The organism is Microbacterium sp. A84, assembly GCF_051842815.1.
In the GTDB taxonomy this organism is placed as follows: domain Bacteria; phylum Actinomycetota; class Actinomycetes; order Actinomycetales; family Microbacteriaceae; genus Microbacterium.
The window spans coordinates 196145-221739 of sequence record NZ_JBPXMS010000001.1 but is presented as its reverse complement, the minus strand read 5'-3'; the positions used below and the strand labels follow the sequence as shown (position 1 = coordinate 221739).

The 25595-nt window shown below is 64.1% G+C and carries 21 protein-coding genes; 6 read left to right on the top strand and 15 right to left on the bottom strand.

Translation table 11 applies throughout. The annotated features are described in order from the left end of the window. The first annotated feature begins 30 nt into the window (after positions 1–30). The gene (locus ACSU04_RS01095; RefSeq protein WP_439278044.1) at positions 31–1830 is read left to right on the top strand and encodes a DEAD/DEAH box helicase; all 1800 of its coding nucleotides are present in this window, start codon (positions 31–33) and stop codon (positions 1828–1830) included. 118 nt (positions 1831–1948) lie between these two features. Here ACSU04_RS01095 and ligA read toward each other — a convergent pair whose 3' ends face one another. From ligA to ACSU04_RS01080, 3 genes are read right to left on the bottom strand one after another with little or no spacing between them, the layout of a single operon-like run. Continuing rightward, the gene (ligA, locus tag ACSU04_RS01090) at positions 1949–4264 is read right to left on the bottom strand and encodes an NAD-dependent DNA ligase LigA (protein WP_439288161.1); all 2316 of its coding nucleotides are present in this window, start codon (positions 4262–4264) and stop codon (positions 1949–1951) included. Between the two features lie 41 nt (positions 4265–4305). Continuing rightward, the gene (gene mnmA / locus ACSU04_RS01085) at positions 4306–5403 is read right to left on the bottom strand and encodes a tRNA 2-thiouridine(34) synthase MnmA (protein WP_439288160.1); all 1098 of its coding nucleotides are present in this window, start codon (positions 5401–5403) and stop codon (positions 4306–4308) included. 9 nt (positions 5404–5412) lie between these two features. Then, positions 5413–6588 carry a cysteine desulfurase family protein gene (locus ACSU04_RS01080; protein WP_439288159.1) on the bottom strand — a complete coding sequence of 392 codons (1176 nt, stop codon included), beginning with the start codon at positions 6586–6588 and terminating at the stop codon, positions 5413–5415. A 92-nt stretch (positions 6589–6680) separates the two neighbouring features. Here ACSU04_RS01080 and glgX point away from each other — a divergent pair, with 92 nt between their 5' ends. The 3 genes from glgX (at position 6681) to glgB (ending at position 13094) form a co-directional block, all read left to right on the top strand. Further along, positions 6681–8753: a glycogen debranching protein GlgX gene (gene glgX / locus ACSU04_RS01075; RefSeq protein WP_439288158.1), complete on the top strand. Its 2073-nt coding sequence runs from the start codon at positions 6681–6683 to the stop codon at positions 8751–8753. 199 nt (positions 8754–8952) lie between these two features. Then, a complete protein-coding gene (locus ACSU04_RS01070; RefSeq protein ID WP_439289397.1) occupies positions 8953–10911 on the top strand; it encodes a maltotransferase domain-containing protein in 1959 nt (652 codons plus the stop codon). Next, positions 10908–13094 carry a 1,4-alpha-glucan branching protein GlgB gene (gene glgB, locus ACSU04_RS01065; RefSeq protein ID WP_439288157.1) on the top strand — a complete coding sequence of 729 codons (2187 nt, stop codon included), beginning with the start codon at positions 10908–10910 and terminating at the stop codon, positions 13092–13094. Before ACSU04_RS01070 ends, glgB begins: the two co-directional genes overlap by 4 nt. Before the next feature lie 4 nt (positions 13095–13098). On the opposite strand, the gene ACSU04_RS01060 is transcribed toward glgB, so the two are convergent. Both ACSU04_RS01060 and ACSU04_RS01055 read right to left on the bottom strand, forming a co-directional pair. Beyond that, a complete protein-coding gene (locus ACSU04_RS01060; RefSeq protein WP_439288156.1) occupies positions 13099–14043 on the bottom strand; it encodes a tetratricopeptide repeat protein in 945 nt (314 codons plus the stop codon). After that, the gene (locus ACSU04_RS01055; protein WP_439278036.1) at positions 14040–15929 is read right to left on the bottom strand and encodes a glycosyl transferase; all 1890 of its coding nucleotides are present in this window, start codon (positions 15927–15929) and stop codon (positions 14040–14042) included. Before ACSU04_RS01055 ends, ACSU04_RS01060 begins: the two co-directional genes overlap by 4 nt. Before the next feature lie 176 nt (positions 15930–16105). Here ACSU04_RS01055 and ACSU04_RS01050 point away from each other — a divergent pair, with 176 nt between their 5' ends. Continuing rightward, positions 16106–17158, top strand: coding sequence for an AI-2E family transporter (locus ACSU04_RS01050; protein ID WP_439278035.1), 1053 nt, complete (start codon positions 16106–16108; stop codon positions 17156–17158). Between the two features lie 13 nt (positions 17159–17171). On the opposite strand, the gene ACSU04_RS01045 is transcribed toward ACSU04_RS01050, so the two are convergent. From ACSU04_RS01045 to rpsB, 9 genes are all read right to left on the bottom strand, one after another. Then, a complete protein-coding gene (locus tag ACSU04_RS01045) occupies positions 17172–17882 on the bottom strand; it encodes an alpha/beta hydrolase (protein WP_439278662.1) in 711 nt (236 codons plus the stop codon). 2 nt (positions 17883–17884) lie between these two features. Further along, positions 17885–18172: a hypothetical protein gene (locus ACSU04_RS01040; protein WP_439278034.1), complete on the bottom strand. Its 288-nt coding sequence runs from the start codon at positions 18170–18172 to the stop codon at positions 17885–17887. Between the two features lie 9 nt (positions 18173–18181). Continuing rightward, complete coding sequence (locus tag ACSU04_RS01035; RefSeq protein WP_439288155.1) at positions 18182–18865, bottom strand: transglycosylase SLT domain-containing protein; 684 nt, start codon at positions 18863–18865, stop codon at positions 18182–18184. 47 nt (positions 18866–18912) lie between these two features. Beyond that, positions 18913–19503 carry a DivIVA domain-containing protein gene (locus ACSU04_RS01030; protein WP_439288154.1) on the bottom strand — a complete coding sequence of 197 codons (591 nt, stop codon included), beginning with the start codon at positions 19501–19503 and terminating at the stop codon, positions 18913–18915. Continuing rightward, entirely contained in the window at positions 19503–20621 is a 1119-nt protein-coding gene (locus ACSU04_RS01025) for a phosphatidate cytidylyltransferase (protein WP_439288153.1), read from the bottom strand. Before ACSU04_RS01025 ends, ACSU04_RS01030 begins: the two co-directional genes overlap by 1 nt. 5 nt (positions 20622–20626) lie before the next feature. Further along, positions 20627–21181, bottom strand: a complete 555-nt coding sequence (gene frr / locus ACSU04_RS01020) for a ribosome recycling factor (protein WP_439278030.1) — start codon at positions 21179–21181, stop codon at positions 20627–20629. Between the two features lie 68 nt (positions 21182–21249). Further along, the gene (pyrH, locus tag ACSU04_RS01015) at positions 21250–21966 is read right to left on the bottom strand and encodes a UMP kinase (protein WP_439288152.1); all 717 of its coding nucleotides are present in this window, start codon (positions 21964–21966) and stop codon (positions 21250–21252) included. Between the two features lie 94 nt (positions 21967–22060). Beyond that, positions 22061–22888 carry a translation elongation factor Ts gene (tsf, locus tag ACSU04_RS01010; RefSeq protein ID WP_439278028.1) on the bottom strand — a complete coding sequence of 276 codons (828 nt, stop codon included), beginning with the start codon at positions 22886–22888 and terminating at the stop codon, positions 22061–22063. A gap of 39 nt (positions 22889–22927) precedes the next feature. Beyond that, the gene (gene rpsB, locus ACSU04_RS01005) at positions 22928–23866 is read right to left on the bottom strand and encodes a 30S ribosomal protein S2 (RefSeq protein ID WP_439278027.1); all 939 of its coding nucleotides are present in this window, start codon (positions 23864–23866) and stop codon (positions 22928–22930) included. A 299-nt stretch (positions 23867–24165) separates the two neighbouring features. Between rpsB and ACSU04_RS01000 the strand changes: the two genes are divergently transcribed. Then, the gene (locus ACSU04_RS01000) at positions 24166–24720 is read left to right on the top strand and encodes a M23 family metallopeptidase (RefSeq protein ID WP_439288151.1); all 555 of its coding nucleotides are present in this window, start codon (positions 24166–24168) and stop codon (positions 24718–24720) included. Here the strand turns inward: ACSU04_RS01000 and ACSU04_RS00995 are convergent. Continuing rightward, a complete protein-coding gene (locus ACSU04_RS00995; RefSeq protein ID WP_439278025.1) occupies positions 24683–25585 on the bottom strand; it encodes a tyrosine-type recombinase/integrase in 903 nt (300 codons plus the stop codon). The genes ACSU04_RS01000 and ACSU04_RS00995 overlap by 38 nt on opposite strands. Positions 25586–25595 lie beyond the last annotated feature (10 nt).

Sequence of the window (25595 nt, the reverse complement as noted above, 5' to 3'; positions counted from 1 at the left end):
AGCGTCATCTCGGGGCGCTACCCTTTGGAAGTGACCCCTGAAGATGCAGCGCTGAGCGAGCCCACCGACGAATCCCCAACGACCCCCGGATTCGAGGAACTAGGCATCACCGGCCCCGTCCTCGCGGCAATCCGCGGCCTCGGTTACGAGACCCCTTCCCCCATCCAGGCAGCGACGATCCCGACTCTGCTCGGTGGACGCGACGTTGTCGGCATGGCGCAGACCGGAACCGGCAAGACTGCCGCTTTCGCGCTGCCGGTGCTGGAGCGTCTCGACATCTCACAGAAGATCCCCCAGGCCCTCGTTCTCGCTCCGACCCGTGAGCTCGCGCTTCAGGTGTGTGAGGCTTTCGAGTCGTACGCCTCGAAGATGAAGGGCGTGCACGTGCTGCCCGTCTACGGCGGACAGGGATACGGCGTCCAGCTGTCGGCGCTTCGCCGCGGCGTGCACGTCATCGTCGGTACTCCCGGCCGCATCATGGATCACCTCGCCAAGGGCACCCTTGACCTCTCTGAGCTGAAGTACCTCGTTCTCGACGAGGCCGACGAGATGCTGAAGATGGGCTTCGCCGAGGATGTCGAGCAGATCCTTGCTCAGACGCCGGCCGAGAAGCAGGTCGCACTGTTCTCCGCGACGATGCCGCCGCAGATCCGCCGCCTCGCTCAGAAGTATCTGCAGGATGCTGAAGAGATCACGATCAAGTCGAAGACCGCGTCGAGCACAAACATCACTCAGCGGTACCTCATCGTCTCGTACCAGCAGAAGGTCGATGCGCTCACGCGCATCCTCGAGGTCGAGAACTTCGATGGAATGATCGTCTTCGTCCGTACGAAGAACGAAACCGAGACTCTTGCCGAGAAGCTGCGTGCGCGCGGATACTCTGCCGCCGCCATCAACGGTGACGTCGCACAGGTGCAGCGTGAGCGCAGCATCAACCAGCTCAAGGAAGGCAAGCTCGACATCCTCGTCGCGACCGATGTCGCCGCGCGTGGTCTCGACGTTGAGCGCATCAGCCACGTCGTCAACTACGACATCCCCACCGACACTGAGTCGTACGTGCACCGCATCGGCCGCACCGGCCGCGCAGGTCGCACCGGCGACGCGATCAGCTTCATCACGCCGCGCGAGCGTTACCTGCTCAAGAGCATCGAGAAGGCCACCCGTCAGGCTCCGGCGCAGATGACGTTGCCGAGCACGGACGACGTCAACACCACTCGACTGGCGCGCTTCGACGATGGCATCACGGCAGCACTCGCGGAGACCGCCCGCATCGAGGCGTTCCGCGACATCGTCGCGCACTACGTACGCAACCACGATGTGCCTGAGGGAGATGTCGCCGCGGCTCTCGCGGTCGTCGCTCAGGGCAAGACCCCGCTGCTGCTGGATCCTGCGAACGACCCGCTGACCGCTGCCGTCGAGCGCGACAACCGCCCGCGTCGGGACTCGGGAGACCGTCCAGAGCGAGGAACAGGCCCACGCACAGAGCGCCGCAGTCGCGGTGACTACGCTGCTTACCGCATCGAGGTCGGGCGTCGTCACAAGGTGGAACCGCGTCAGATCGTCGGCGCGCTGGCGAACGAGGGCGGCCTGGGCCGCGACGATTTCGGCGCTATCGCCATCAAGCCTGACTTCACCATCGTCGAGCTGCCGTCAAACCTCGACCCGTCGGTTCTCACCAAGCTCAAGGACACCCGGATCTCGGGTCGCCTGATCGAGATCAAGGCGGACCGTGGGGTTCCCAGCCGTCGCGACACCGGTGGCAGCTACGAGCGTCGCGACCGTCCGTCGTATTCCGACCGCTCGGACCGCAAGCCGCGCCACAAGGACTGATCACACTGGGCCCGAGCACAGCTTCGGATGCCAGTCCCGAAACGCCGTGAGAACACCTCGTTCTCACGGCGTTTCGTGTTTCCGCTCCGAAGTTGTGCACGGGCCAATCCAGGGCGGACTAGTCCAGCGCGGCCGGGCCTTCGGTCACCAGGATGTGGAACTGGGCGGCGTCGAGGATGCGGAGACCGAGATCCTCAGCCTTCGCCAGCTTTGAACCGGCACCGGGGCCCGCAGCGACGAAGTCTGTCTTCTTCGAGACGCTGGATGCCGCCTTGCCACCTGCTTTGATGATCGCTTCTTGCGCGCCATCGCGGGTGTAGCCATCGAGCGAACCGGTGGCGACGACGGTGAGCCCGTCGAGCACTCCCCCCTGCACGACCGCCGCTCCAGGGCCAGGGTGACCGGGCGTCGTCCACTGCACGCCGGCCGCCGACCATTGCTCGACGATCTCGACATGCCAGTCGATCTCGAACCAGTCCAGCAGCGAATCGGCGATGATCCCGCCGACCCCTTCGACTGCGGCGAGTTCCTCGCGGGATGCCGCACGGATCGCGTCGAGCGATCCGAACCACTGCGCCAACGCACGCGCAGCGACAGGCCCGACGTGACGGATGTTCAGCGAGACCAGCAGACGCCAGAGTTCCTTGGTCTTCGCCTTCTCCAACTCGGCGAGCAGAGTCACCGCCTGGGAGGAGGGCTGCATCGCGTTGATGCCGTTCTTCTTCTCGGTAGGCGTGGGGTTACGGCGGAACGGTGAGCGGGTCTTCACCACTCCGTCATCGTCTTCCTTGGGCAGCCCGGTCTCGGCATCCCTGATGAAGAGTTCGATCGGCACGATCTCGTCCAATGTCAGCGAGAACAGCCCCGCTTCGGTGACGAGCGGCGGGACAGCGGGGAACGTCGGCTGTGTCAAGGCCGCAGCCGTCACCTCGCCCAACGCCTCGATGTCGAGCGCACCGCGCGAGCCAATGTGTTCGACCCGCCCTCGCACCTGCGCTGGGCACGAGCGGGCATTCGGGCAACGGAGGTCGATGTCGCCCTCCTTCATCGCGCGCAACGGCGTGCCGCACTCCGGGCATCCGACCGGCATCACGAATTCGCGTTCGGTGCCGTCGCGCTTCTCGACCACCGGACCCAGAACCTCGGGAATGACATCGCCCGCCTTGCGCAGCACGACTGTGTCGCCGATGAGTACTCCCTTGGCCTTCACGACATCCTTGTTGTGCAGCGTCGCCTGCCGAACGACGGAGCCGGCCACATGAGCCGGTGCCATCACGGCGAATGGCGTCGCGCGACCGGTACGACCGACAGAGACGACGATGTCGAGGAGTTTGGTCTGCACCTCTTCCGGAGGGTACTTGTAGGCGATCGCCCAGCGCGGGGCGCGGCTCGTCATTCCCAGTTCATCATGCAGCGCCAGCTCGTCGACCTTGACGACGATGCCGTCGAGCTCGTGCTCGATGTCGTGCCGGTGCTCGCCGAAGTACTCGACGAACGCTGAGACCTCATCAATGCCTCGGCACACCTTCGAATGCGGGCTGGTGGGCAAGCCCCATGCTGCGAGCAGATCGTAGACCTCGCTCTGCGCCGCCACCGGCGGGTTCTGCCACGCACCGATACCGTGCACATACAGTGACAGCGAGTTCACCCGCAGAAGGCCCGCTTCGAGCTCCAGGCCGTCCTTCTTGTCAATCTGCTGGCGGAGTCCACCGCTGGCAGCATTGCGCGGGTTCGCGAACGAAGGGAAGCGCCGTGCAGCAGCCGTTCGCGCTTTCTCCTCTTCGAAGGGCTTCTTAGCGCCGCCGCGGGCTTCCCAGCGCGCCAAAGTGTCGGCATACGCACGCTCGCGGAACGATGCTTGAGCGGCGTTCAGCCGTTCAAAGGCCGCAACTGGGATGAATACCTCGCCACGCACCTCGACGATCGACGGATGCCCCTCGCCACTCAACCGTTCGGGGATGTCTGCCAGCCGCAGCGCGTTCTCCGTCACGATCTCACCGACGCGGCCATCACCACGCGTGGCCGCCGAAGTCAGCACACCGTTCTCGTAGCGCAGGTTGATCGCGAGACCGTCGATTTTCAGCTCGGTGAGCCAGGCAACTTCACGCCCCGAAGCCGCCGTCGTCTTCGCAGCCCATTCACGCAGTTCCTCGATGGAAAAGACGTTGTCGAGGCTCAGCATCCGCTCGGCGTGCTCGATCGTCGCAAGACCCGTGGATTCGGCGGCCCCGACCATCTGCGTCGGCGAGTCCTGACCCTGCAGCTCGGGGTGCAGCCGCTCGAGCTCTTCGAGCCGGTTCATCCAGCCGTCGTAGGTCGCATCATCGACGACCGAGGTGTCGCGTCCGTAGTACGCGTCTTTCGCGCCCAGAATGCGCGTCGTCAGCTCTTCGGCTTCTACGCGGGCGTCTTCCAGCAGGTTGTTGTCCGGCACCCTCTCAGTCTACGAGCGGGTGCCGACATCCGACGAGCGGCTCACGCCCCGACGGGCACCGCCGACACGGTCCGATCGATCGTGAACTGGCCGAGCACGCGGGTGCCGAGATAGAGCACCGCGGTCTGCCCAGGGGCGACTCCGTCGAGCGACACTTCGGGCACGACCGTCACTCCGGAATCCGAAACGGTGGCACGAGCGGGTACGGGCTCCGAATGCGCGCGAATCTGCACGTGACACTCGAACTCAGCCGCCACCGGCGCAGCGCCCGCCCACGAATAGCGCTCCCCCGAGATCTCCGCGATCGCGAGCGCTTCCTTCGGCCCAACGACGACAGTGTTCGACACCGGTCGCACCTCAAGCACAAACCGAGGCTTGCCGTCATCCGCCGGGACGCCCAAGCGAAGGCCGCGACGCTGACCGACCGTGAATGCATGCGCGCCGTCGTGCGAACCGACAACGGAACCAGAGCGATCGAGAATTTCGCCCTGCTCGGCGCCGACCTTGTCTGCCAGCCAGCCACGGGTGTCGCCGTCAGGGATAAAGCAGATGTCGTGACTGTCCGGCTTCTGCGCGACGGTCAGACCGCGCTCCGCGGCCTCCGCCCGCACAATCGCCTTCGACGGCGTCGTGCCCAGCGGGAAGTAGGTGTGCGCCAACTGCTCAGTGGTGAGCACGCCCAGCACATACGACTGGTCCTTGGCATTGTCCGAGGCACGGTGCAGCTCCAGCCCGCCTTCGCCATCGACCAGCGTCGCGTAATGTCCGGTGCAGACCGCGTCAAAGCCGAGCTCGATCGCTCGTTCGAGGAGCGCTGCGAACTTGATCTTCTCGTTGCAGCGCATGCACGGATTCGGTGTGCGCCCTGCCTGATACTCGCTGATGAAGTCGTCAATGACCTCGTCACGGAAGCGCTCGGAGAAATCCCACACATAGAACGGGATGCCGAGCATATCGGACGCACGACGCGCATCCATGGCGTCTTCGATCGTGCAGCAGCCGCGGCTGCCGGTGCGCAGTGTTCCACCTGCCCGAGAAAGGGCCAGGTGCACGCCGGTGACGTCGTGCCCAGCATCGACAGCGCGCGCTGCCGCGACGGCAGAGTCCACTCCACCACTCATCGCCGCAAGAATTCGCATTGTTCCAGTTTACGAGCGTGTTCCTGTGCTGGCACCGGATGCCCGCAAAAAGGCATCAGCGATCGCTGCGAGTACCGCATCGACGTCGGCCTCGCTCGATGTACGTCCGAGCGTGAACCGCAGCACGCTGCGAGCGTCTTTCTCACTGCGCCCCATCGCCATCACGACGTGCGAGGGCTCTGCGACGCCCGCCTGACACGCAGAACCAGTGGATGCCGCGACCCCAGCGACGTCCAGCAGAAAGAGCAGACTCTCCCCCACCGCACCCGGAAACAGCACATGTGCGTTGTTCGGCAGTCGGCCGATCGGGTCTCCCAGAAGCTCGGCTGAGGGGACGGCCGAGCGGATGCCTTCGATCAGGCGGTCGCGCAACACGCGCAGCCGCATGCCCTCCGCTTCGCGTTCTGCCTCGCCGCTCTCCAGCGCCACGGCGAAAGCTGCGGCCCCAGCGACATCCTGAGTACCGGCGCGCAGTCCACGCTGCTGTGCGCCTCCATGCAGAAGCGGTGCCATCCGAGCCGTGCGTGCCACGACCAGCGCACCGACTCCGACGGGTGCACCGACCTTGTGACCGGCGACACTCATCGCAACCAGGCCAGCACCCGGCGCAGCATCCGCGCGCAGTTCGCGAAATGACAGCGGCAAATGACCGATCGCGGCCACAGCATCCAGATGCAGCGGCACATTCGCAGCGGCGGCTGCAGCCGCCAGCATCGTCGCGTCATTCACCGTGCCGACTTCGTTGTTGGCGATGAGCGCAGTGGCCAGCGCCGCACCGGGCAGCGCCTCAGCGAACCGCGCAGCCTCAATGCGTCCGATGTGGGAGATCGGCACCGCGCGCACCGCTGCGCCTTCACGCGCAAGCGCCGAGGCCGTGTCCATCGTCGCGTGATGCTCGCCGTCCGGAAGAACGATCGCGTCTGCACCCGCGCGACGAGATGCCCACATCCCATGCAGCGCGGTGTTGATCGACTCGGTCCCGCCCGAGGTCAGCACGACTTCGATCGGGTCACAGCCCAGCACTGCGGCGATCCGCTCACGTGATTCCTCGAGCAGTCGCCGCGCGTCTTGCCCTGCGCCGTGCGTCGACGAGGCGTTGCCGACGACATCAGTCGCCGCCAGCCACGCCTCACGTGCCTCGGGGCGAAGCGGCGTGGTGGCCGCATGATCGAGATAGAACCGCATCCCTTAACTCTCCCCCATTTTTCGCGGCTCGGTGCATGGAACTGAGTGCGACCTGACATGAGACTTCAATGCATCCCGCCTAATGTGTACTCATGCCCGCGTCCCGTCAGCCCGCCGTTCCCGGTGGCACCACCCTCGACAACCTCGGCGTGCGTCTGCACGACGACACCGCGACCTTGCGGGTCTGGTCGCAGAACGCCTCGTCGATCGAGCTCGTCACCTTCGACGAGACCGACCTCGATTGGGTGACGGATCAGGTCGCGCTGGAGCGCCAACCAGGCGGTGTCTGGGAAGTGACGACGCAACTGCTGCAGCCCGGCACGCGATATGCAATCCGGGTCGGCGGCCCCCATGGCCCCGGCAACACCTTCAACCCCGAGACTCTTCTGCTCGACCCCTACGCGCGCGGTCTCGCGCAGGGCGATGGCTACGAAGAGTGGCGCTCCGTCGTCATCGTCGACGGCTTCGACTGGGGCGCGTCCAAGAAACCACAGGTTCCCCTCGATCAGACCGTGATCTACGAGGCTCATCTGAAGGGCATGACCAAGCGGCATCCGGATGTCCCACCCGCGCTGCACGGCACCTACGCAGGACTTGCCCACCCCGCGATGATCGAGTACTTCCAATCTCTCGGCGTCACGTCGATCGAACTGCTCCCCGTGCACGCTTTCGTGCCCGAGCCTCGTCTACTCGAGCGTGGACTCACCAACTACTGGGGATATAACACCCTCAACTTCTTCACTCCGCACGCCGCCTATGCCACCGACGAAGCCCGCAAGGAAGGTCCGGAGGCGATCCTCACCGAGTTCAAAGGCATGGTGCGGCTGCTGCATGAGGCCGGTCTCGAAGTCATCCTCGACGTCGTCTACAACCACACCTCCGAAGAGGGCATCGGCGGGCCGCGATCGAGCCTGCGCGGAATCGACAATGCCAGCTACTACCGGCAGCAGCCCGACGGCGTCTATATCGACACCACCGGGGTCGGAAATACGCTGAACACCGCGATGGATGCCGGCGCCAGGCTCGTCCTCGACTCCCTCCGTTATTGGGCCGACGAGATGCAGATCGACGGATTCCGGTTCGATCTGGCCGCAGCGCTCGGCCGCGACGCATCGCACGAGTACACGCCGGAGCATCCGCTTCTCCTTGCGATCCGCGACGACCCGGCGTTGCAGGACGTCAAACTCATCGCTGAGCCATGGGATGTCGGTCTCGGCGGCTGGCAGACCGGCAACTTCACCGCCGGCTGGCACGAGTGGAACGACCGCTACCGCGACCGCGTGCGCAACTTCTGGTTGAGTGACATCGACTACGCACGCCGCGCCTCGGCCCCAGTCGGCATCGGCGGTTTTGCGACACGCCTCGCCGGATCCTCAAACACCTTCAGCGAAGATCGTGGCCCCCTCGCGAGTGTGAACTTCGTCACTGCACACGATGGATTCACGCTGCGTGACCTGGTCTCCTACGACGTCAAGCACAACGAAGCCAACGGCGAAGACAACCGCGATGGTGCAGACATGAACCGTGCGTTCAACCACGGCATCGAGGGTCCGACGAACGATCCAGCGATCAAGGCCACCCGCCGTAAGGCGATGCGCAACCTGCTGGGTACTCTGCTGCTGTCCGCCGGCATCCCCATGCTCACGGCCGGTGATGAGACCGGCCGCACACAGCGCGGCAACAATAACGCTTACGCTCAGGATTCCGCTCTCACCTGGCTCAGCTGGGAGCACGAGGACTGGCAGGAGGATCTCCGTGCCCACGTCCAGGCGCTGACCAGGCTGCGACGTGAGAACCCCGCGCTGCGGCCAAGTCGCTACGCGCGCGCCGGCGAGCACACTCCGAATGCCTCCGTCATGGACTGGTACAACCAGGACGGCGAGACGATGGAACAGTCCCATTGGACCGATCCGGGCAACCGCACGCTGCAGTATGTCGCAGCATCCACGCCGGTCGACGAGCAGTTCAACCGCATCCTGCTCATCGTCCACGGCATCGAAGCACCCATCGATGTGACCCTGCCAGACAAGGTCGAAGGTGCCACGCGATTCGTGTCGCTGTGGTCGAGCGCGGACGAACGCCCCAGCGCCACGGCGGAGACGTTCGCGCCCGGGGATGTGCTCCCGACCCCCGGCACATCCATGAGGTTGTTCCGCGTCGAGTGACGTTAAGCGGAATTGCTTTACCGGACGGGTGTCCAGGACATGCCAGGCGCGGTACATTCAGGGTGTGGCTGCACGTTCTGGCAATCGTCCCGCGGCGCTGAGAAGCCCCGCACAGATCCCGTTGCGGCCTTCTGCCGTCGAAGAGCGCGAAGGGACGGCAGTCCCCGAGCGCGAAGGCACGCTGACCGGGCGCATCCCGCTGGCCGATCCCCGCCCTAGTGCCCCAGGCGGGTTTGCGGCGAAGGCGTTCTCCGGGGAGGTCGTGCCGTTCCGCGTCGTCGCTTTCCGCGAGGGACATGATCTGATCGGCGTACACGTTCGACTCACTGCGCCCGACGGCGAGGAGAGCCTGCATCGCCTGAGCGCGTTGGAGGACGGCTCTGACCGCTGGCAGGCTGAGATCGTGCTGCATGCACAGGGCGTCTGGCACTATCGCTTCGAAGCATTCGCCGATGACTACGCGACCTGGGCACACGCTGCTGCGGTGAAGATCGCCGTAGATGTCGACGTCGAGGTGATGGCGGCCCTCGGTCGGGATCTGTTCACGCGCGCGGCGACCGACAAGACGCGCACCCCGGCAGAACGCAAGCGCCTCGCGTCGACCTCGTCGACGCTCAGCACAGCGGATGCCGAAACCGCGCTGGCCGTGGCCACCGACCCCGACCTCGCTGGTCTCTTCGCCGTACGCCCGCTCTTCTCGATGTCCTCAGCAACTACTGATCAGACCATCGTGGTCGAACGCACGCGCGCGGGGGTCGGCGGTTGGTACGAGTTCTTCCCCCGCTCCGAGGGTGCGAAGCGGCAGAAGGACGGCACGATCAAGAGCGGAACATTCCGCACCGCCGCGAAACGGCTTCCCGCCGTGGCCGACATGGGCTTTCAGGTGCTCTATCTGCCGCCGGTCCACCCGATCGGACGAACGCACCGCAAGGGACCGAACAACACTCTGGATGCCGGACCCACCGACCCCGGATCGCCCTGGGCGATCGGAGCGGCAGAGGGTGGTCATGACACCGTACATCCCGATCTCGGAACTCTTGCCGATTTCCGCTACTTCGTGCGCGAGGCGCGAAAGCTCGGTGTCGACGTGGCCCTTGATCTGGCCTTGCAGGCCTCCCCCGACCACCCGTGGGTGCGCTCGCACCCGGAGTGGTTCACCACCCTCCCCGACGGCACGATCGCCTATGCAGAGAACCCGCCGAAGAAGTACCAGGACATCTATCCGCTGAACTTCGACGGTGATCCGATGGGCTTGCGCGACGAAGTGCTGCGGATTGTGAAGCACTGGATCGCTCAGGGCGTGGAGATCTTCCGGGTCGACAATCCCCACACCAAACCGCTGTGGTTCTGGGAATGGCTGATCCTCCGGGTGACCACTGATCATCCGGATGTGGTCTTCCTCGCGGAGGCGTTCACGCGTCCGGCTCCCCTGCGCGGCCTCGCCGCTGTCGGGTTCCAGCAGAGCTATACCTACTTCACCTGGCGCAACACCAAGCGGGAGCTCGAGCAGTTCCTCACCGGACTCGCCGAGGAGACCGCCGACTATCTGCGTCCCAACCTGTTCGTGAACACGCCAGACATCCTCACCGAGTATCTGCAGTTCGGGGGCAGGGCCGCATACCGGATCCGCGCTGCCATCGCAGCGACAGCGGCGCCGACGTACGGCGTATATGCCGGGTACGAGCTGTACGAGAACGTGGCGCGTCCTGGCTCCGAGGAGAACATCGACAACGAGAAATACGAGTACAAGCTGCGTGACTTCGCCGCTGCCGAGGTCGCCGGCGATTCGCTTGCTCCGTACTTACGCCGCCTGAACGAGATCCGCCGTCAGCATCCGGCACTTCTCCAACTGCGCAACCTCGCGGTGCATTGGAGCGACGACGACGGCATCCTCGTCTATTCGAAGCACCTCGACGGCGCGTTCACCGAAGACGGCAAGCCAGACACGATCATCGTCGTCGCCAACGTCGACCCGCACTCCGTGCGAGAGACCACGGTGCACCTCGACACCCGCATCTGGGGTATAGAACCCGGTGTGCAGTATGACGTCGAGGATCTCGTCACCGGTGCAGTGTGGACCTGGGCAGACCACAACTTCGTGCGTCTCGACTCTTTCGCCGAGCCGGTGCACATCCTCAGGGTGAAGGAGCGATCATGATCGACACCACCGGTATCGCCACCGCCGAATGGGCGGCGATCTCTACGGGTTCTCACCATGCCCCGCATGATGTGCTCGGCGCTCATCCAACGACAGACTCCGCGGGTCGAACCCGCACGACGATTCGAGTCCGACGGCCATTGGCGGACGAAGTGACTGCGGTATTCACGGATGGTGCTCGACTCCTTCTGAAACATGTCGCTCACGGCATATGGGAGGGGCAGCACGACGGCGCCCCACTCTCCTATCGCGTCGCAACGATATACGACGGCAGGGAAGAGGTCGCAGGCGACCCCTACCGCCATCGCCCCACCACCGGTGAGCTCGACCTGCACCTGATCGCGGAGGGACGGCATGAGCGGCTCTGGGAGGTCCTCGGCGCGAACTCCCACCCGATCGACGGTGAGATCGGCGTCTCTTTCGCCGTCTGGGCACCGAATGCTCAGGCCGTGCGAGTGGTCGGTGAATTCAACGCCTGGAATGGCGAGGGACACAGCATGCGATCGATGGGTGGCAGTGGGATCTGGGAGTTGTTCATCCCCGACGTCACCCCCGGTGCGCAGTACAAGTATCAGATCCTCACGCCGGAGGGTCGCTGGATCCTCAAAGCAGATCCGATGGCTCGGCGCACGCAGATACCTCCGGAGACAGCATCCATCGTGCCGTTCTCAGCATATTCGTGGCGCGACGGCGCGTGGATGACCAGGCGCGCGGCCACTCATGCCGTCGCCCAGCCGATGTCGATCTACGAGGTGCACCTCGGCTCCTGGCGCGAAGGGCTGGGGTACCGCGAGATCGCTGATCCTCTCATCGAGCACGTCATAGAAACCGGCTTCACTCACGTCGAGTTCATGCCGCTCCAGGAGCATCCATTCGGCGGGTCCTGGGGGTATCAGGTAAGCGGCTACTACGCGCCCACCGCGCGCTTCGGTGCCCCCGACGATCTGAGATATCTCATCGATCGGCTACATCAGGCTGGCATCGGCGTACTGCTGGACTGGGTACCAGGGCACTTCCCCAAGGACGAATTCGCGCTCGCCCGGTTCGACGGACGTCCGCTGTACGAGCATCCGGATCCCCGACGAGGCGAGCACCAGGACTGGGGCACGCTGATCTTCGATTACGGCCGTCCCGAGGTGCGAAACTTTCTCGTCGCGAATGCCCTCTACTGGCTGGATCAGTTCCACATCGACGGGCTACGCGTGGACGCCGTAGCATCGATGCTGTACCTGGACTACTCCCGCAATGACGGCGAGTGGGAGCCCAACGTCCACGGCGGCCGGGAGAACCTCGAGGCGATCCGGTTCCTGCAGGAGGTCAACACCACCGCGTACCGCGCGCACCCCGGCATCGTCATGATCGCTGAGGAGTCCACCAGCTTCCCCGGCGTCACCGCCCGTACCGACAGCGCCGGCTTGGGCTTCGGGTTCAAGTGGAATATGGGCTGGATGAACGACTCGCTGCAGTACATTGCGCGCGATCCGATGTACCGCGCACATCACGAGGGCGAGATGACATTCTCGTTCGTATACGCGTTCGGCGAGAACTACCTGCTACCGATCAGCCATGACGAGGTCGTGCACGGCAAGGGAAGCCTGCTGTCGAAGATGCCGGGCGACCACGCGCACAAACTGGCGAATGTCCGCGCATACCTGGCCTACATGTGGGGGCACCCCGGTAAAAAACTGCTCTTCATGGGGCAGGAGTTCGGTCAGCTGTCCGAGTGGTCAGAGGGCAGGGCTTTGGACTGGTGGCTCCTCGAACAGCCGGCGCACGCGCAGCTTCAGCACTTCGTCGGCGCGATGAACACCGTCTACCGGAGCACTGCGCCGCTCTGGGAACGCGACAGCGACAGCACTCGTTTCCGCCGGTTGGGTGCCCCATCCTGGGACCCGAACGTGATCGCGTTCGAGCGACGGGACTCGCATGGCGGACGCGTGATCGTGATCAGCAATTTCGCCGGTGTGGAACGCACAGGTCTTGCACTTGATCTGCCGGTGGCAGGTGTCTGGGACGAGATCCTCAACACGGATGCCACCGAATACGGCGGACACGGCATCGGCAATTACGGCCGCGTGGCTGCCCACATCACCGGAGACCACGGCACACCGACGACGAAGATCACACTGCCAGCGCTGTCGACGATCTGGCTGCGCCATCGCACCGAGCGGCTGACTGCCTGAGGGCTCAGAACAAGAGCGATGACAGCCGGTTGCGCGCCGCGGCCACGCGCGGATCCGCATCGCCGATGAGACCGAACAGTTCGACGAGGCGTTGCCGCACCGGGACCCGCTCATCGGCGGGCAATTCTGCGAAGAGATCGAGCAGCCGGCCGAAAGCATCGTCGACGTGCCCGCCGGAGATGTCGAGGTCGGCAACGGTGAATTGCGCCTCCAGGTCGTGCGGAGCGGCAGCGGCGGCGGCACGCGCTTGCTGCAGATCCACTCCCTGCACACGGTCGAGCAATCGAACCTGGCCAAGACCCGCTCGAGCATCCTCATCACGAGGGTTCTCTGCCAAAGCCTTCTCATAGGCTGTGATCGCCGTGGCGAAATCACCTGTTTCGATGGCGGCAAAGGCTTCGGCATGCAACGGCGGTAACGGAGCCTCCTGAGGCTCCGCTTCTTCGTTCTGCTCGGTCGCTTCGCCGCTGACCGATCCGGTCACACCGTTCTGCGCAGCCATCTGCAGGAGCTGGTCGAAGACCTGGCGGACCTGCTCCTCTGGAACCGCACCCGTGAACATGGGCACCGGTTGTCCCGCGATCAGCGCGACCACCATCGGGATCGACTGTGCCTTGAAGCTCTGTGCGAGCTGAGGGTTTGCGTCGACGTCGACCTTCGCGAGTACAACCCGGCCGCCGAGTTCGGTGACGACCTTCTCCAGCACAGGGCTGAGTTGCTTGCACGGACCGCACCACTCGGCCCACAGATCCACGACGATCGGTACCGTGCGCGAGAGTTCCAGGATCTGTCCGAACGTGGCGTCGGTGACGTCCACGATGAATCCGCCCGTGGCCACTGCTCCTGCCTCGGTAGACGCCGTGGCAGGATTCTGAGGAGCCACTGGGCGATTGCGCAGGGTCGAGAGGTCTACGGCACCACGAAGGGCCGAAGCAGAGATATCGCTCACTTGATCACTTCCACATTGAGAATGTCTTGATGCACGGCAAGAAGGTGAACCTGCGCCGTCGAGCCCTGGCTGGGAACGGAGAAGAACAACTGCAGGCCGTAGGTGGTCACGACGCCCTTTGACGCTTCCTCGGCGCCGGTGAGAGTCTTGGCCTCTGGGTTGTCACCGAATCTGATCACCGCGTCGTCGGAGGTGGGCGAGATGGTTTCGCTGTCGACGAGAGATACCGCGACGATCGCTCCACTGTCGAGCGTGGCCAGTGCAACCGGCGATGCTGCGCTGGGGGCGATATCGAATGCAGTACTCGAAGTCTCGGCGGCACCATTGTCGACCAGCGACTGGACGACGGCATCGCGACTGGCCTTGATCGAGTCTGCGAGCGTGATCGCCACCGGGTCGAAGAGGGAGTAATACTCGCTTGCCTCGCCCTCATCGACCACATCAGCGAATGCCGCGGAGAGCTCATCCGGAGATAGCGCGAGGAAGGCCGCTGCGCTTTCAGTAATGAGACTGGTTCCCAACCACGCCGGAGCCAGCTGCGGCACCTCGGCCGATGCCTGCATCTCAGCGATGTTGGTGACCTTGTAGTCCGACCAGGGGTCGCTCTGCGTCATCGTGAGGATGACGGGGGGCACGGTGTCGTCGCTCTTGCTCTTAGTCAGAGCGAGGACAGTTCGCGGCCAGTTGTCGGTCGCCTGCGGGAGCAGCACTTCGATCGCGTCGGTCGGGATGGCGGACGGCAGCACACGGTCGGTGAGGGCCGCGCGCAACGTGTAGTCCGTGCGTCGGGCGTCCAACGGAGCACCATCCAGGCGCGTGGCTGCAAGGTCGATATCGAGCGCGGCGTCCGCCTCGCTGAGCGTCGTCGCGATGTTCTGCAGAATGCGGGATGCCTGCGCTTCGGTGACCGCCGGCGGCTTCTGATTCTCCGGCGTGATCACAGTAGGAGACGGCGACGGCGACGGTGTCGCCCCACCGAACTGCGGCCATGAGTCGCTCGAGCAGCCGGCGAACAGCAGCGCTGCGACGCCGAGCGCAGGAAGGGCAAGCAATCTTCTGCGCATTGGGGAAGCCCGACGTTCGGTCGTGGACTCGTCCTTCTTCTGCGTCGGTTCTGCGTCGGCCACCGGTGCGTCATCCGCGGGGGCTTCGATCTGCGCACGGACGGGTGCGGGCTCCATCGCGAGATCAATCGGCTCCGTGGGCGGAAGCGGTCCAGGTCCCTTTCGGCGCGGACCGCGGCCCCGACGCTGATGACCGATCGCCAGAACATACATGACGAGGCCGAACAGCAGCACCGCAGCGCCTACGGCGATGAGCGGCCCCACCAATGGCGTAGAGGTGTCCAGCGGCCAGGAGACCACAATGTCCTCCGGAGCGTCTGCAGTGCCGTCTTTCGCGATCAGCACGCTCATGCCCTCGGGCAGCTGCATGTCGGTGATCAGCTGATCCGGTTCGCTGAATGAATCGAGCCAGAGGTCAGAGCCTGCCGGGTTTCGGCCGGTCTCCTCAGCCGGGACTTCCTCTGCAGGAACTTCCTCAGCCGGGACCTCTTCAGTGACGATCGGCTCGACCAGCGTGGTCACTGTCGTCCCGTCATCGCCAGGTGTGACCGAGTTGTATGTGGCATCCGACAGCCAGGCTTCAAGATCGGCCGTGCGTCCGTAGGCGGCAAAGATGTCGCCTTCTCCGCGAATGAGCAGCGTCTGCTGACCGGCGTGCTCGCGAAGCACTGCACCGTCAACAAGCAGATATGGAGCCGATTCCTCGACGCTGATCTCTACTTGCTGCGCCGAGGGTCCCATGAAAATGGTTCGCTGAGCGATGCCTGCTCCGATGAGAAGCGTGGCCAGGACGAAGGCCACGACGGCCCAAACAAAACGCACGAAAAGTCTCCTTACGTGACCCGGACGCCTCGTCCGTGTCTCCGCTCGACATTTCAGACTATCGAAACTGGCTGAGTGTTGACTACCAGGAGTTCCGGACGTATCTGATCGGCACGTCGCAGAAGCTGACCGCCCGATGGCTACTACCCTGAGATCAGTTGTTGTCGAGGAGAAGCATGAAGGTTCATAACCCGTTCCGCACCGCGCTGGTGGCAACGCTTGGCGTGGGGCTCGGCATACTGCTCATCGGCAGTGTCGAGTCGTTGTCGACAGTGCTGCTCTACGTCGGCACCGCCCTGTTCATCAGCCTGGGCCTTGATCCCGTCATTTCGTTCCTCGAACGCCGAAAGCTCCCCCGTTGGCTGGCCGTGCTGATCACGATCGTCGGAGTCCTGGGAATCTTCGCAGGGATCGTTCTGATCGTGTTGCCCATCATCATCGACCAGGTGTCACAGCTGGTCCGGCAAATCACACGGCTGGTGCAGAGCAGCAATAACATCTGGGAAGATCTTCGCGAATGGCTGGAGGGTGTCTTTCCCGCACTTGATGTCGATCGAGTGCTGGACGAGTCGCAGAGCTGGTTACTCGAGAACATGGGTGACATCACCGGTAGCTTGATCGCCGCGAGCGTGAACATCGTCACCGGATTGTTCGGGGCCTTCATCGTGCTGATCCTGACCATCTATCTGACGGCCTCGACTCCCTCACTCAAACGATCCGTGTACCAGCTGATACCGGCATCCAAGCGTCCTCGTTTCATCGATCTCGCGGAACAGATCACAGACTCGGTCGGCTACTACGTGATGGGCCAGGTGACGCTCGGCGTCATCAACGGGATGCTGAGCGCGATCTATCTGAACATCATCGGTGCGCCGTTCGCTGCGGTGCTGGCCGTCATCGCGTTCTTCTTCTCGCTCATCCCCCTGGTCGGCACGCTCACCGGCTCGACGATCATCGTGCTGGCCTGCCTGATCCCCGGACTCGGCTCGCCTGCCACCGCTCTGGCGGCCGCGATCTACTACCTCATCTACATGCAGATCGAGGCGTACCTGATCTCGCCGCGCATCATGAGCCGCGCGGTCTCGGTACCGGGTGCCGTCGTCGTCGTCGCGGCCCTCGCCGGCGGTTCACTGCTCGGGTTGCTCGGCGCCCTCATCGCGATTCCGGTGGCGGCGAGCATCCTGATCATCTACCGTCAGGTACTCATTCCACGGATGAACGAGCGCTGAGGCTCGGTCGACGTCAAATCGGCCATTCATTCGACAGCGGAAGTGCCTCTGGGCGCACCGCAGCGACGATTTCGGTGAGCACTCGGCGAGTCTGACTCTCACCCACCCACAGATGCTTGCCGCCTTCGACATCGATCAAGGTGATGTCGGGGATTGACGCGAAGCGTTCGCGAGCTTCAGCGGGGCGCAGGTAGTCATCGAACTCCGGAATGAGCGCGATCAGACGGCGCTCATTCCCCGCCCACGCAGCCACATCCTCGGCGGTCGCACGGTGCAGTGGCGGCGAAAGCAGGATCACGCCCTCGACCTCGTGGTGACGTCCGTACTTCAGCGCCAACTCGGTACCGAATGACCAGCCCACAAGCCACGGCCGCGGCAGCGACCGCTCGCGCACGAACTCCATTGCGGCAGCGACATCGAACTGCTCCGATGCGCCGCCGTCGAAATGTCCCTCACTCGTGCCGCGCGCCGATGTTGTGCCCCGCGTGTTGAAACGAAGCACGGCGAGATCCGCCAGTGCAGGCAGGCGTCCGGCCGCCTTGCGAATAATGTGCGAATCCATGAATCCGCCGGCTGTGGGCAGCGGATGCAGGGTGACCAGCGTCGCAACGGGCGCGGCGCTTTCTGGCGTGGCCAACTCCCCCACAAGTGTGAGACCGTCCGCGGTGGACAGTTCGATGTCCTCGCGCGTCGCAGGCAACTCCAGTGGTCCGCGGATTTCCATGCTCATGCCATTCTCCAGCAGTGCGTGTGCCAATGCCGGCGCGCCGCGAGATCGGCAGCGTCACCGAGCACGCCGTCTGCGCGCCAGACCACCAGGTGTGCGGTACCGGGCGTGATCGCACGGCCGCATCCAGGACAGGTGTATTCCTTCTGCGCCTGCTGCGCCGAGATCGGCTGCACCGTCCAGTCGCGGCCTTGGCGAATCTCACTCCGCTTCCAACCAGCAAGCAGACGCTCAAAAGAGTCGTCAGTGCTGGGGCGCTCCTGGCGCCGTCGGTGAGGACGTGGCATGTCGAAGCATTACCACCAGTGGTTGTTGATCCAGAAGTTGTAGGCGCCGGCCCAGCTGCCGTACCGACCCGTGGCGTAGCCGTTCGCCCAACGAAGATTGTCGACGGGGTTGTACCCGTTGCCTGGCACCTTGCTGCACGGCAGTGCCTGCACCAAGCCGCACGCGCCGGAGGAGCTGTTCGTCGCGTTCGGGTTCCAGCCGCTTTCCCTGGACACGACGTAATCGACGTAGCCCCAATCGCCGGAGGCGATACCTGCAGCGGCCATCCACTCTGCGGGAGCGCCACCGCCCGTGTAGTAAAGCGGTCCACCGCCACCGCCACCGCCGCCGCCAGATGAGGCGGGCTCTGGCACCGGCTCAGGCGTGGGCGTCGGAGTCACGTAGACCTCGAATGCCCCGCGATCGATCGGTGCGAATGCCGCAGCTTCTACGGAGACCGTGAGGTTCTGGGCGTCCTGCGCCGCGAGAGAGAACGATGTTTCGACGTCAGCCGCCGGCGGGTCGGCCAAGGCCATACCCGTCGGAGTGACAGTCACGGCGGTGAATCCGATGACCGCGAATGCCGCCAGAACTCCGACCACGCCTCGACGCTGGCTCCAGCGGCGTCGCGCGGGAATGGGCAATCTCGGGGCCGCGTGGGCCACCGTCGCGCTGTGCGCGCTGACGAGATCTATCTCATTACCGGAAGTCACAATAGCTCCAGTGTATCCAGGCGCGCCTGAGTCCACCATGCGAACGCTCAGCGAACAGCGAGAATCACGTCGATCGTCGCATCCAGAAGTGCGTCGACCTGCTCTTCGCGGTAGCCGCGTCGCTGCATCCGAAAGGCCGCTGACCGCAGCTGCTCAACCGAAAGCGCGTCACCATCGCGCAGATAGCGCACGATTCTCTGGGCGACATGGTCGACCTCGTCAACGCGATACCCGAAGGAGAGGATGCCAGTGCGAGCGAACTTGCGTCGGCGACTGCGAGCGAGGTGATCAAGAATGGTCTGCGCCCCGGAACGTGCCTGAACGACCCATGCGTCAACGCCGACTTCATGCACGACGCGTTGACGTTGCCTAGCTGCGAAGGCATCCTCGATGCGGCCCAGCGCCGCATCCACGTCGCTGACGACATATCCGGCTTTGACGAGGGGGAAGGACGCCACCCGAACATCGGTGGCTGTCAGCTCATCGAGACCACGCTCGAAACTGTCGCGTGCAGCAGCAAGGAAGGTATCCACCGCGGCGCGATGGTAGCCGCGTTCGCGTCCACTGGTCACGCGGAACGCAGGCTGCGCCTCGTCGTGTTCGATCTCAGTCACATCGTTCACCGTATCCGAAGTCATCAGAGAACCGCCCAGGGGGAAAGGAGGAAATAGAGGCTCAGGGCGGGGATCGTGGAGGGCAGGATGCTGTCCAGCCGATCCAGCAGGCCACCGTGCCCCGGCAACCAGGAACTCATGTCCTTGATGCCGATATCGCGTTTGATCATCGATTCGCCGAGATCGCCGAGCGTGGCCGAGAGCAGAATTGCGACGCCGAAAATCACGCCACCCCACCAGGGCAGCTCCAGAAGGAAGATAGCAAGAAGCACACCGGCGGCCACCGCCGCCACGACCGCGCCGGCAAAGCCTTCCCAGGTCTTCTTTGGGCTGATTCTTGGCGCCATCGGATGCTTTCCGAACGCGACGCCGGCCGCGTAGGCACCCGTGTCGGCGGCGACAGCGATACCGATGAAGCTGAGCACCCACCACTGCCCGCCCTCTTGCACGAGCAGCATGACCGCCACGCTGGCCAGGAATGGCACGTACACCTGTACGAAGCCGCCGACCACGGCATCCGTCAACACGTCACCGTAGGTGCGACCGTCTTTCGCGATCATCTGAGCGACCAGCCGCCAGACGATCACGAACGCGACGGAGAACAGCAGCGTGACCCAGCTGAGCCACGCGGGTGCGAAGTAACCGGAGAGCACCAGAACGACACCCGCGATGACCTGCGGAATGATATCGATACGGCGACCTGCCGTACGCAGCGCGCGTGCGAGTTCGAAGATGCCGAGCACCGCGATCGCCAGGGCGATCGGAACGAACAGCTCCTTGATGAACATCAGCGAGCCGAGCATGACCGCGGCGAAACCCAGCCCGACGAGGATCGCGAGGATGAGGTCCCGCCCGGTGCGGGCCTTGATCCGCTCGTTTGCTTGATCGAGGTGCTCGCGCGCCTGACTGACGTGCGTCTCGAACTCGCCTCTGGCCTGGCGAAGCTGCTCGCGCACCGCTGCTGCAGCATCAGTGGTGAGGTCGTTCTGACCCGGCAGCGGCGGGCGCGGCGGAATCACGCGCTCGTCTGCGACGGGAAGACTCTTGGCAACAGGAACGCCTGCTTCCGGGGTCGCCGCATCAGAAGAATCGCGTCGCATCAGCGGGCGTTCCTCATCGGCGTCTCCAGTTGCATTGCTCATCCCGGTTAGACCTCGAGAAGCTCGGTCTCTTTGCGCTTGAGAGCGTCGTCGATCAGATCGACATGCTGACGAGTCAGCGCGTCGAGTTCCTTCTCACCGCGGGCGATCTCATCTTCGCCGACGTCGCTCTTGAGCGCGTCCAGCTCGTCCTTTGACTTGCGTCGGATGCCGCGCAGATGCACCTTCGCATCCTCACCCTTGGTGCGGACGAGCTTCACATACTCTTTACGGCGCTCTTCGGTCAGCTCCGGCATCGTCACGCGGACGATGTTGCCGTCGTTCGTCGGATTAGCGCCGAGGTTGGGCATGTCACGAATAGCCTGCTCAATGGCTTTGAGCGCAGTCTTGTCGTAGGGCGTGACGATGATCGAACGCGCCTCCGGACTCGCCAGCGAGGCAAGCTGAGCCAGTGGCGTAGGCGAGCCGTAGTAATCGACCATCACCTTCTGGAAAAGCTGCGGGTTCGCGCGTCCGGTGCGAACGGTGGCGAAGTCCTCCTTGGCAGCTTCGACCGCACGAGTCATGCGGGAGGTGGTTTCAGCGAGGACATCCGCGATCACGGTGACTCCTATCGTCGGTTTGTGCTTGCAATTCTATCCAGGTGCGCGCCGTGCACGTGGCACCGCGCTCAGGAGGTGACGAGGGTACCGATCTGCTCACCGAGCAGAGCGCGGGTTACGTTGCCGGCCGGTTCCATCCCAAAGACGCGCATATCCATGTTGTTGTCCATGCAGAGGCTGAACGCGGTGGAGTCGACGACCTTGAGTCCGCGCTGGAGAGCGTCCCGATACGTGACCTTCTCGATGCGTGTCGCCGAGGAATCCGTTTTGGGGTCGGCCGTGTAGATCGCGTCGACGCCGTTCTTCGCAACCAGCACCTCGTGCGCGCCGATCTCGAGTGCGCGCTGTGCGGCGACGGTGTCTGTCGAAAAATATGGCAGGCCTGCACCGGCGCCGAAGACGACAACGCGACCCTTCTCCATGTGGCGCTCCGCGCGCAGGGGAATGTATGGCTCGGCTACCTGCGTCATCGAGATGGCGGATTGCACGCGTGTCGGTGCTCCTGCCTGCTCGAGAAAGTCCTGCAGGGCGAGCGCGTTCATGACAGTGCCGAGCATGCCCATGTAGTCGGCACGACCACGGTCCATGCCTCGCTGGCTCAACTCCGCGCCGCGGAAGAAGTTACCCCCACCAACGACGATGGCGATCTCGACCCTGTCGACCGCGGCCGCGATCTCGCGGGCGATTTGGCTCACGACATCCGGGTTCACTCCGACCTGTCCGCCTCCGAAGGCTTCACCGGAAAGCTTGAGAAGGACGCGGCGGCGTCCGGTGCGTTCAGTCATGGGTGTGATGTCCTCTCGTCCCGATTCAAGATACTGCCTTTTGGGCATAAAGAAGGGGTTCGGACCCTTGTGGATCCGAACCCCTGTACAACTGCTACGCGCCGACCTTGAAGCGCGCGAAGTCCGTCACGGTAATACCGGCGTCCTTCGCGACCTGGGCGACAGAGAGCTTGTTGTCCTTGGCGTAGTCCTGCTCGAGCAGGGCAACCTGCTTGATGAACGCAGAAACGCGGCCTTCGACGATCTTCGGAAGAGCAGCCTCAGGCTTGCCCTCGTTGCGCGAGATCTCAGTGACGATCTCTCGCTCCTTCTCGACTGCGTCGACGGGAACATCCGCGCGGGCGAGGTAGGACGGGTTCGCAAACGAGATGTGCTGCGCGATGCTACGAGCAGTCTCGGCGTCATCACCCGAGTAGGCGACGACAACACCGATCTGCGGGGGCAGATCCTTGCTCGTGCGGTGCAGGTAGACCTCGACTGCATCACCCGAAATGGTGCGAACCTGACGCAGTTCGACCTTCTCGCCGATGATGGCTGCCTCGTCCGAGATCAGCTCACCGACGTTCTGGCTGCCTGCTGTAGCTGCGAGGCCTTCGTCGACCGTGTTCGCCTTTGTGGCGGAAACGGCATCTGCGACCTTGTCTGCCAGCGCGATGAAACGCTCGTTCTTCGCGACGAAATCGGTCTCGCATGCGAGCTCGATCAGCGTCACGCTGCCTGCCTGTTCGCGAGCGGCGATGAGGCCCTCGCTGGTGGAACGGTCAGCGCGCTTTGCGTTGCCCTTTGCACCCTTCAGGCGAAGCAGCTCAACTGCCTTTTCGCGGTCGCCGTCGGCCTCTTCGAGAGCCTTCTTGGTGTCGACCATTCCGGTGCCGAGCTGCTCACGCAGTGCCTTGATGTCAGCGATGGTGAAGTTGGCCATGTGTGGTGGCTCCTTGCTTCGTAAGGTGTGTGTAAGGAATTACTTGGCGTCGGTGGCGTCGACAGCTTCCGCTGCTTCGACGACCTCAGTTGCCTCGGCGGGAGCCTCGACGACCTCGGTTGCCTCGGCGGGAGCCTCGACGGCCTCAGTTGCCTCGGCCGGAGCCTCGACGACCTCGGTTGCCTCAACGGCAGCAGCCTCAACGGGAGCCTCAGCGCCCTCGGCCGGAGCCACGAGAAGTTCCTGCTCCCAGTCAGCCAGCGGCTCGACGTCGCCCGACTCGGGGTTGTGCTTCTGCTGCAGGCCCTCGGCCGCGGCGTCAGCGATGATGCGAGTCAGCAGCGAGACGGAGCGGATCGCGTCATCGTTACCGGGGATCGGGTACTGGAAGTCATCCGGGTCGGCGTTCGTGTCGAGGATGCCGATCACGGGGATACCAAGCTTCTTGGCCTCGTCGATGGCGAGGTGCTCGCGCTTCGCGTCGATGACCCAGAGAGCCGAAGGCGTCTTGGTCAGGTTGCGGATACCGCCGAGCGACTTGTGCAGCTTGTCGAGCTCGCGCTTCTTGAGCAGGAGCTCCTTCTTCGTGAAGCCGCTGTTCGCAGGAGTCTCGTAGTCGAGTTCCTCGAGCTCCTTCATGCGCGCAAGACGCTTGGAGATCGTCTGGAAGTTGGTGAGGAGGCCACCGAGCCAGCGCTGGTTCACGAAGGGCTGGCCGACACGAGTCGCCTGCTCTGCAAGAACTTCCTGCGCCTGCTTCTTGGTGCCGACGAAGAGGATGGTGCCACCGTGGGCGACCGTCTCCTTGACGAAGTCGTACGCGCTGTCGATGTAACCCAGCGACTGCTGAAGGTCGATGATGTGGATGCCGCTGCGCTCGGTGAGGATGAAGCGCTTGACCTTCGGGTTCCACCGACGAGTCTGGTGTCCGAAGTGCACGCCGCTGTCGAGCAGCTGGCGGATGGTGACCACAGCCATGGTCGTCTCCTGGTTCTGGCGCTGTCGCGCCGTTGAGGTTATTTCGCCGATCGGGTGATCGGCACTCCTGGTGCCCGGCACACGCCCACCCGTTCTTGCGAACAGGACCTATGGGAGTGGATGCCACGACCGAAGTCGCTCTGGGCACGCGTAGTCACCCCGAGATCGAGGTGCGACCTCCAGTGTACAGGATCGACACCCGTCCACAGGTTCTGCACCGCTACCGCATCTGCGCGTGTTCTCCACGGAAAGGGTGTCCTCGACTCACACGCACAGACAGGAACAGCGACGATATTCGAATGCGAGTATCGAAGGTGAGCAAATGGTGCGGCACGGTCCTGCTGATGGCCGCGCTGCTCGTCATGCTTCCCGCCGCCGCACGGTCCCCTTCGCCCGAGAGCCCATGGCAGTGGCCGGTGGATGGCGTCCGTCAAGTGGTCACGCCCTTCCGCGCCCCCGCTCATGATTATGGGCCGGGCCATCGAGGCATCGATTTGTCGGCGCCGACCGGTACCGTCGTTTATGCGCCCGCCGCAGGAACTGTGGCTTTTCGAGGCACCGTAGTCGATCGACCGCTACTCACAATCGATCATGGCAACGGGCTCGTGACGACCTTCGAACCGATGGATTCGACGCTCGTGCCAGGCGCGGTAATATCCACCGGCGATGAGATCGGCACCGTCGCAAGTGGCGGGCACTCCCCCGCAGACCAGCTGCATCTGGGCGTGCGATTGGACGGCGTCTACATCAATCCGATGCTGATGTTCGGTGATGTTCCGCGGGCCATTCTGCTGCCGTGCTGTGCAGCGAACGCGCTCATGCGCGCGGGTGTGCCAGTCGGTAGGTCGCTGTGAGGCGTTCGGACGAAACATGCGTGTAGATCTGAGTGGTTCCCAGGCTCGCGTGACCGAGGATCTCCTGCACCGCGCGCAGGTCTGCGCCCCCATCAAGCAGGTGGGTGGCGGCAGAATGACGCAGTGCGTGGGGGCCGACGGTGTCAGCACCGATGATCGGTCCGAGCGCGTCGGCGACGAGCGTGTATACGGCTCGCGGTCCGAGGCGGCCACCTCGCGCACCGAGTAGCACCGCCGGCGTGGCCTTCGATGCGCGCGCAATCAGCACCGGACGTCCGCGGGTGAGATACGCCTGCACCGCGTCGCGGGCCGGAATACCAAACGGCACCACGCGTTCCTTGGATCCTTTTCCGAGTACGCGCACTGTTGCCCGGTCCAGATCGAGGTCGTCGACATCGATACCGCAGAGCTCTGAGACGCGCACACCAGAGCCATAGAGAAGTTCGAGAATCGCATGGTCCCTGAGCGGCATGGCATCGCCATCGGCCGCAGCGTCGCGTCGTGAGTCCAGCAACGAGCGCATCCCCTCTTTGGACGCGACTGCCGGTAACGTGCGTCCGCGCTTGGGGGCGATCAGCCGCAGGCTCGGGTCGATGCTGATCAGCTCTTCATCCTTCGCCCACGCGAAGAACGAACGCGCCGCGGCAGCTCTACGCGCGAGCGTCGATCTGGCATCGCCTCGCTGTGTCGCGCGCCATAGCCAGTCACGCAGGCTTTCCAGGTCGACCTCGCCCAGACTCGCTCCACCAACGGCATCCGCAAGGTCGCGGAGGTCAGAACGGTAGGCGCGAACCGTCGCGGGAGACAGCCGGCGCACCTGGGTGAGGTGCGTCGAGAATGCGTGTGTCGCGGCATTCAGCTCCATGTCCTCCAGC

Coding starts and splice junctions, on each gene's coding strand:
- glgB (WP_439288157.1), top strand. CDS start 10,908: ATGATCGACACCACCGGTATCGCCACCGCCGAATGGGCGGCGATCTCT.
- ACSU04_RS00995 (WP_439278025.1), bottom strand. CDS start 25,585: ATGGAGCTGAATGCCGCGACACACGCATTCTCGACGCACCTCACCCAG.
- glgX (WP_439288158.1), top strand. CDS start 6,681: ATGCCCGCGTCCCGTCAGCCCGCCGTTCCCGGTGGCACCACCCTCGAC.
- ACSU04_RS01080 (WP_439288159.1), bottom strand. CDS start 6,588: ATGCGGTTCTATCTCGATCATGCGGCCACCACGCCGCTTCGCCCCGAG.
- ACSU04_RS01050 (WP_439278035.1), top strand. CDS start 16,106: ATGAAGGTTCATAACCCGTTCCGCACCGCGCTGGTGGCAACGCTTGGC.
- pyrH (WP_439288152.1), bottom strand. CDS start 21,966: ATGACTGAACGCACCGGACGCCGCCGCGTCCTTCTCAAGCTTTCCGGT.
- ACSU04_RS01025 (WP_439288153.1), bottom strand. CDS start 20,621: ATGAGCAATGCAACTGGAGACGCCGATGAGGAACGCCCGCTGATGCGA.
- ACSU04_RS01030 (WP_439288154.1), bottom strand. CDS start 19,503: ATGACTTCGGATACGGTGAACGATGTGACTGAGATCGAACACGACGAG.
- ACSU04_RS01000 (WP_439288151.1), top strand. CDS start 24,166: ATGCGAGTATCGAAGGTGAGCAAATGGTGCGGCACGGTCCTGCTGATG.
- ACSU04_RS01040 (WP_439278034.1), bottom strand. CDS start 18,172: ATGCCACGTCCTCACCGACGGCGCCAGGAGCGCCCCAGCACTGACGAC.
- ACSU04_RS01045 (WP_439278662.1), bottom strand. CDS start 17,882: ATGGAAATCCGCGGACCACTGGAGTTGCCTGCGACGCGCGAGGACATC.
- rpsB (WP_439278027.1), bottom strand. CDS start 23,866: ATGGCTGTGGTCACCATCCGCCAGCTGCTCGACAGCGGCGTGCACTTC.
- mnmA (WP_439288160.1), bottom strand. CDS start 5,403: ATGCGAATTCTTGCGGCGATGAGTGGTGGAGTGGACTCTGCCGTCGCG.
- tsf (WP_439278028.1), bottom strand. CDS start 22,888: ATGGCCAACTTCACCATCGCTGACATCAAGGCACTGCGTGAGCAGCTC.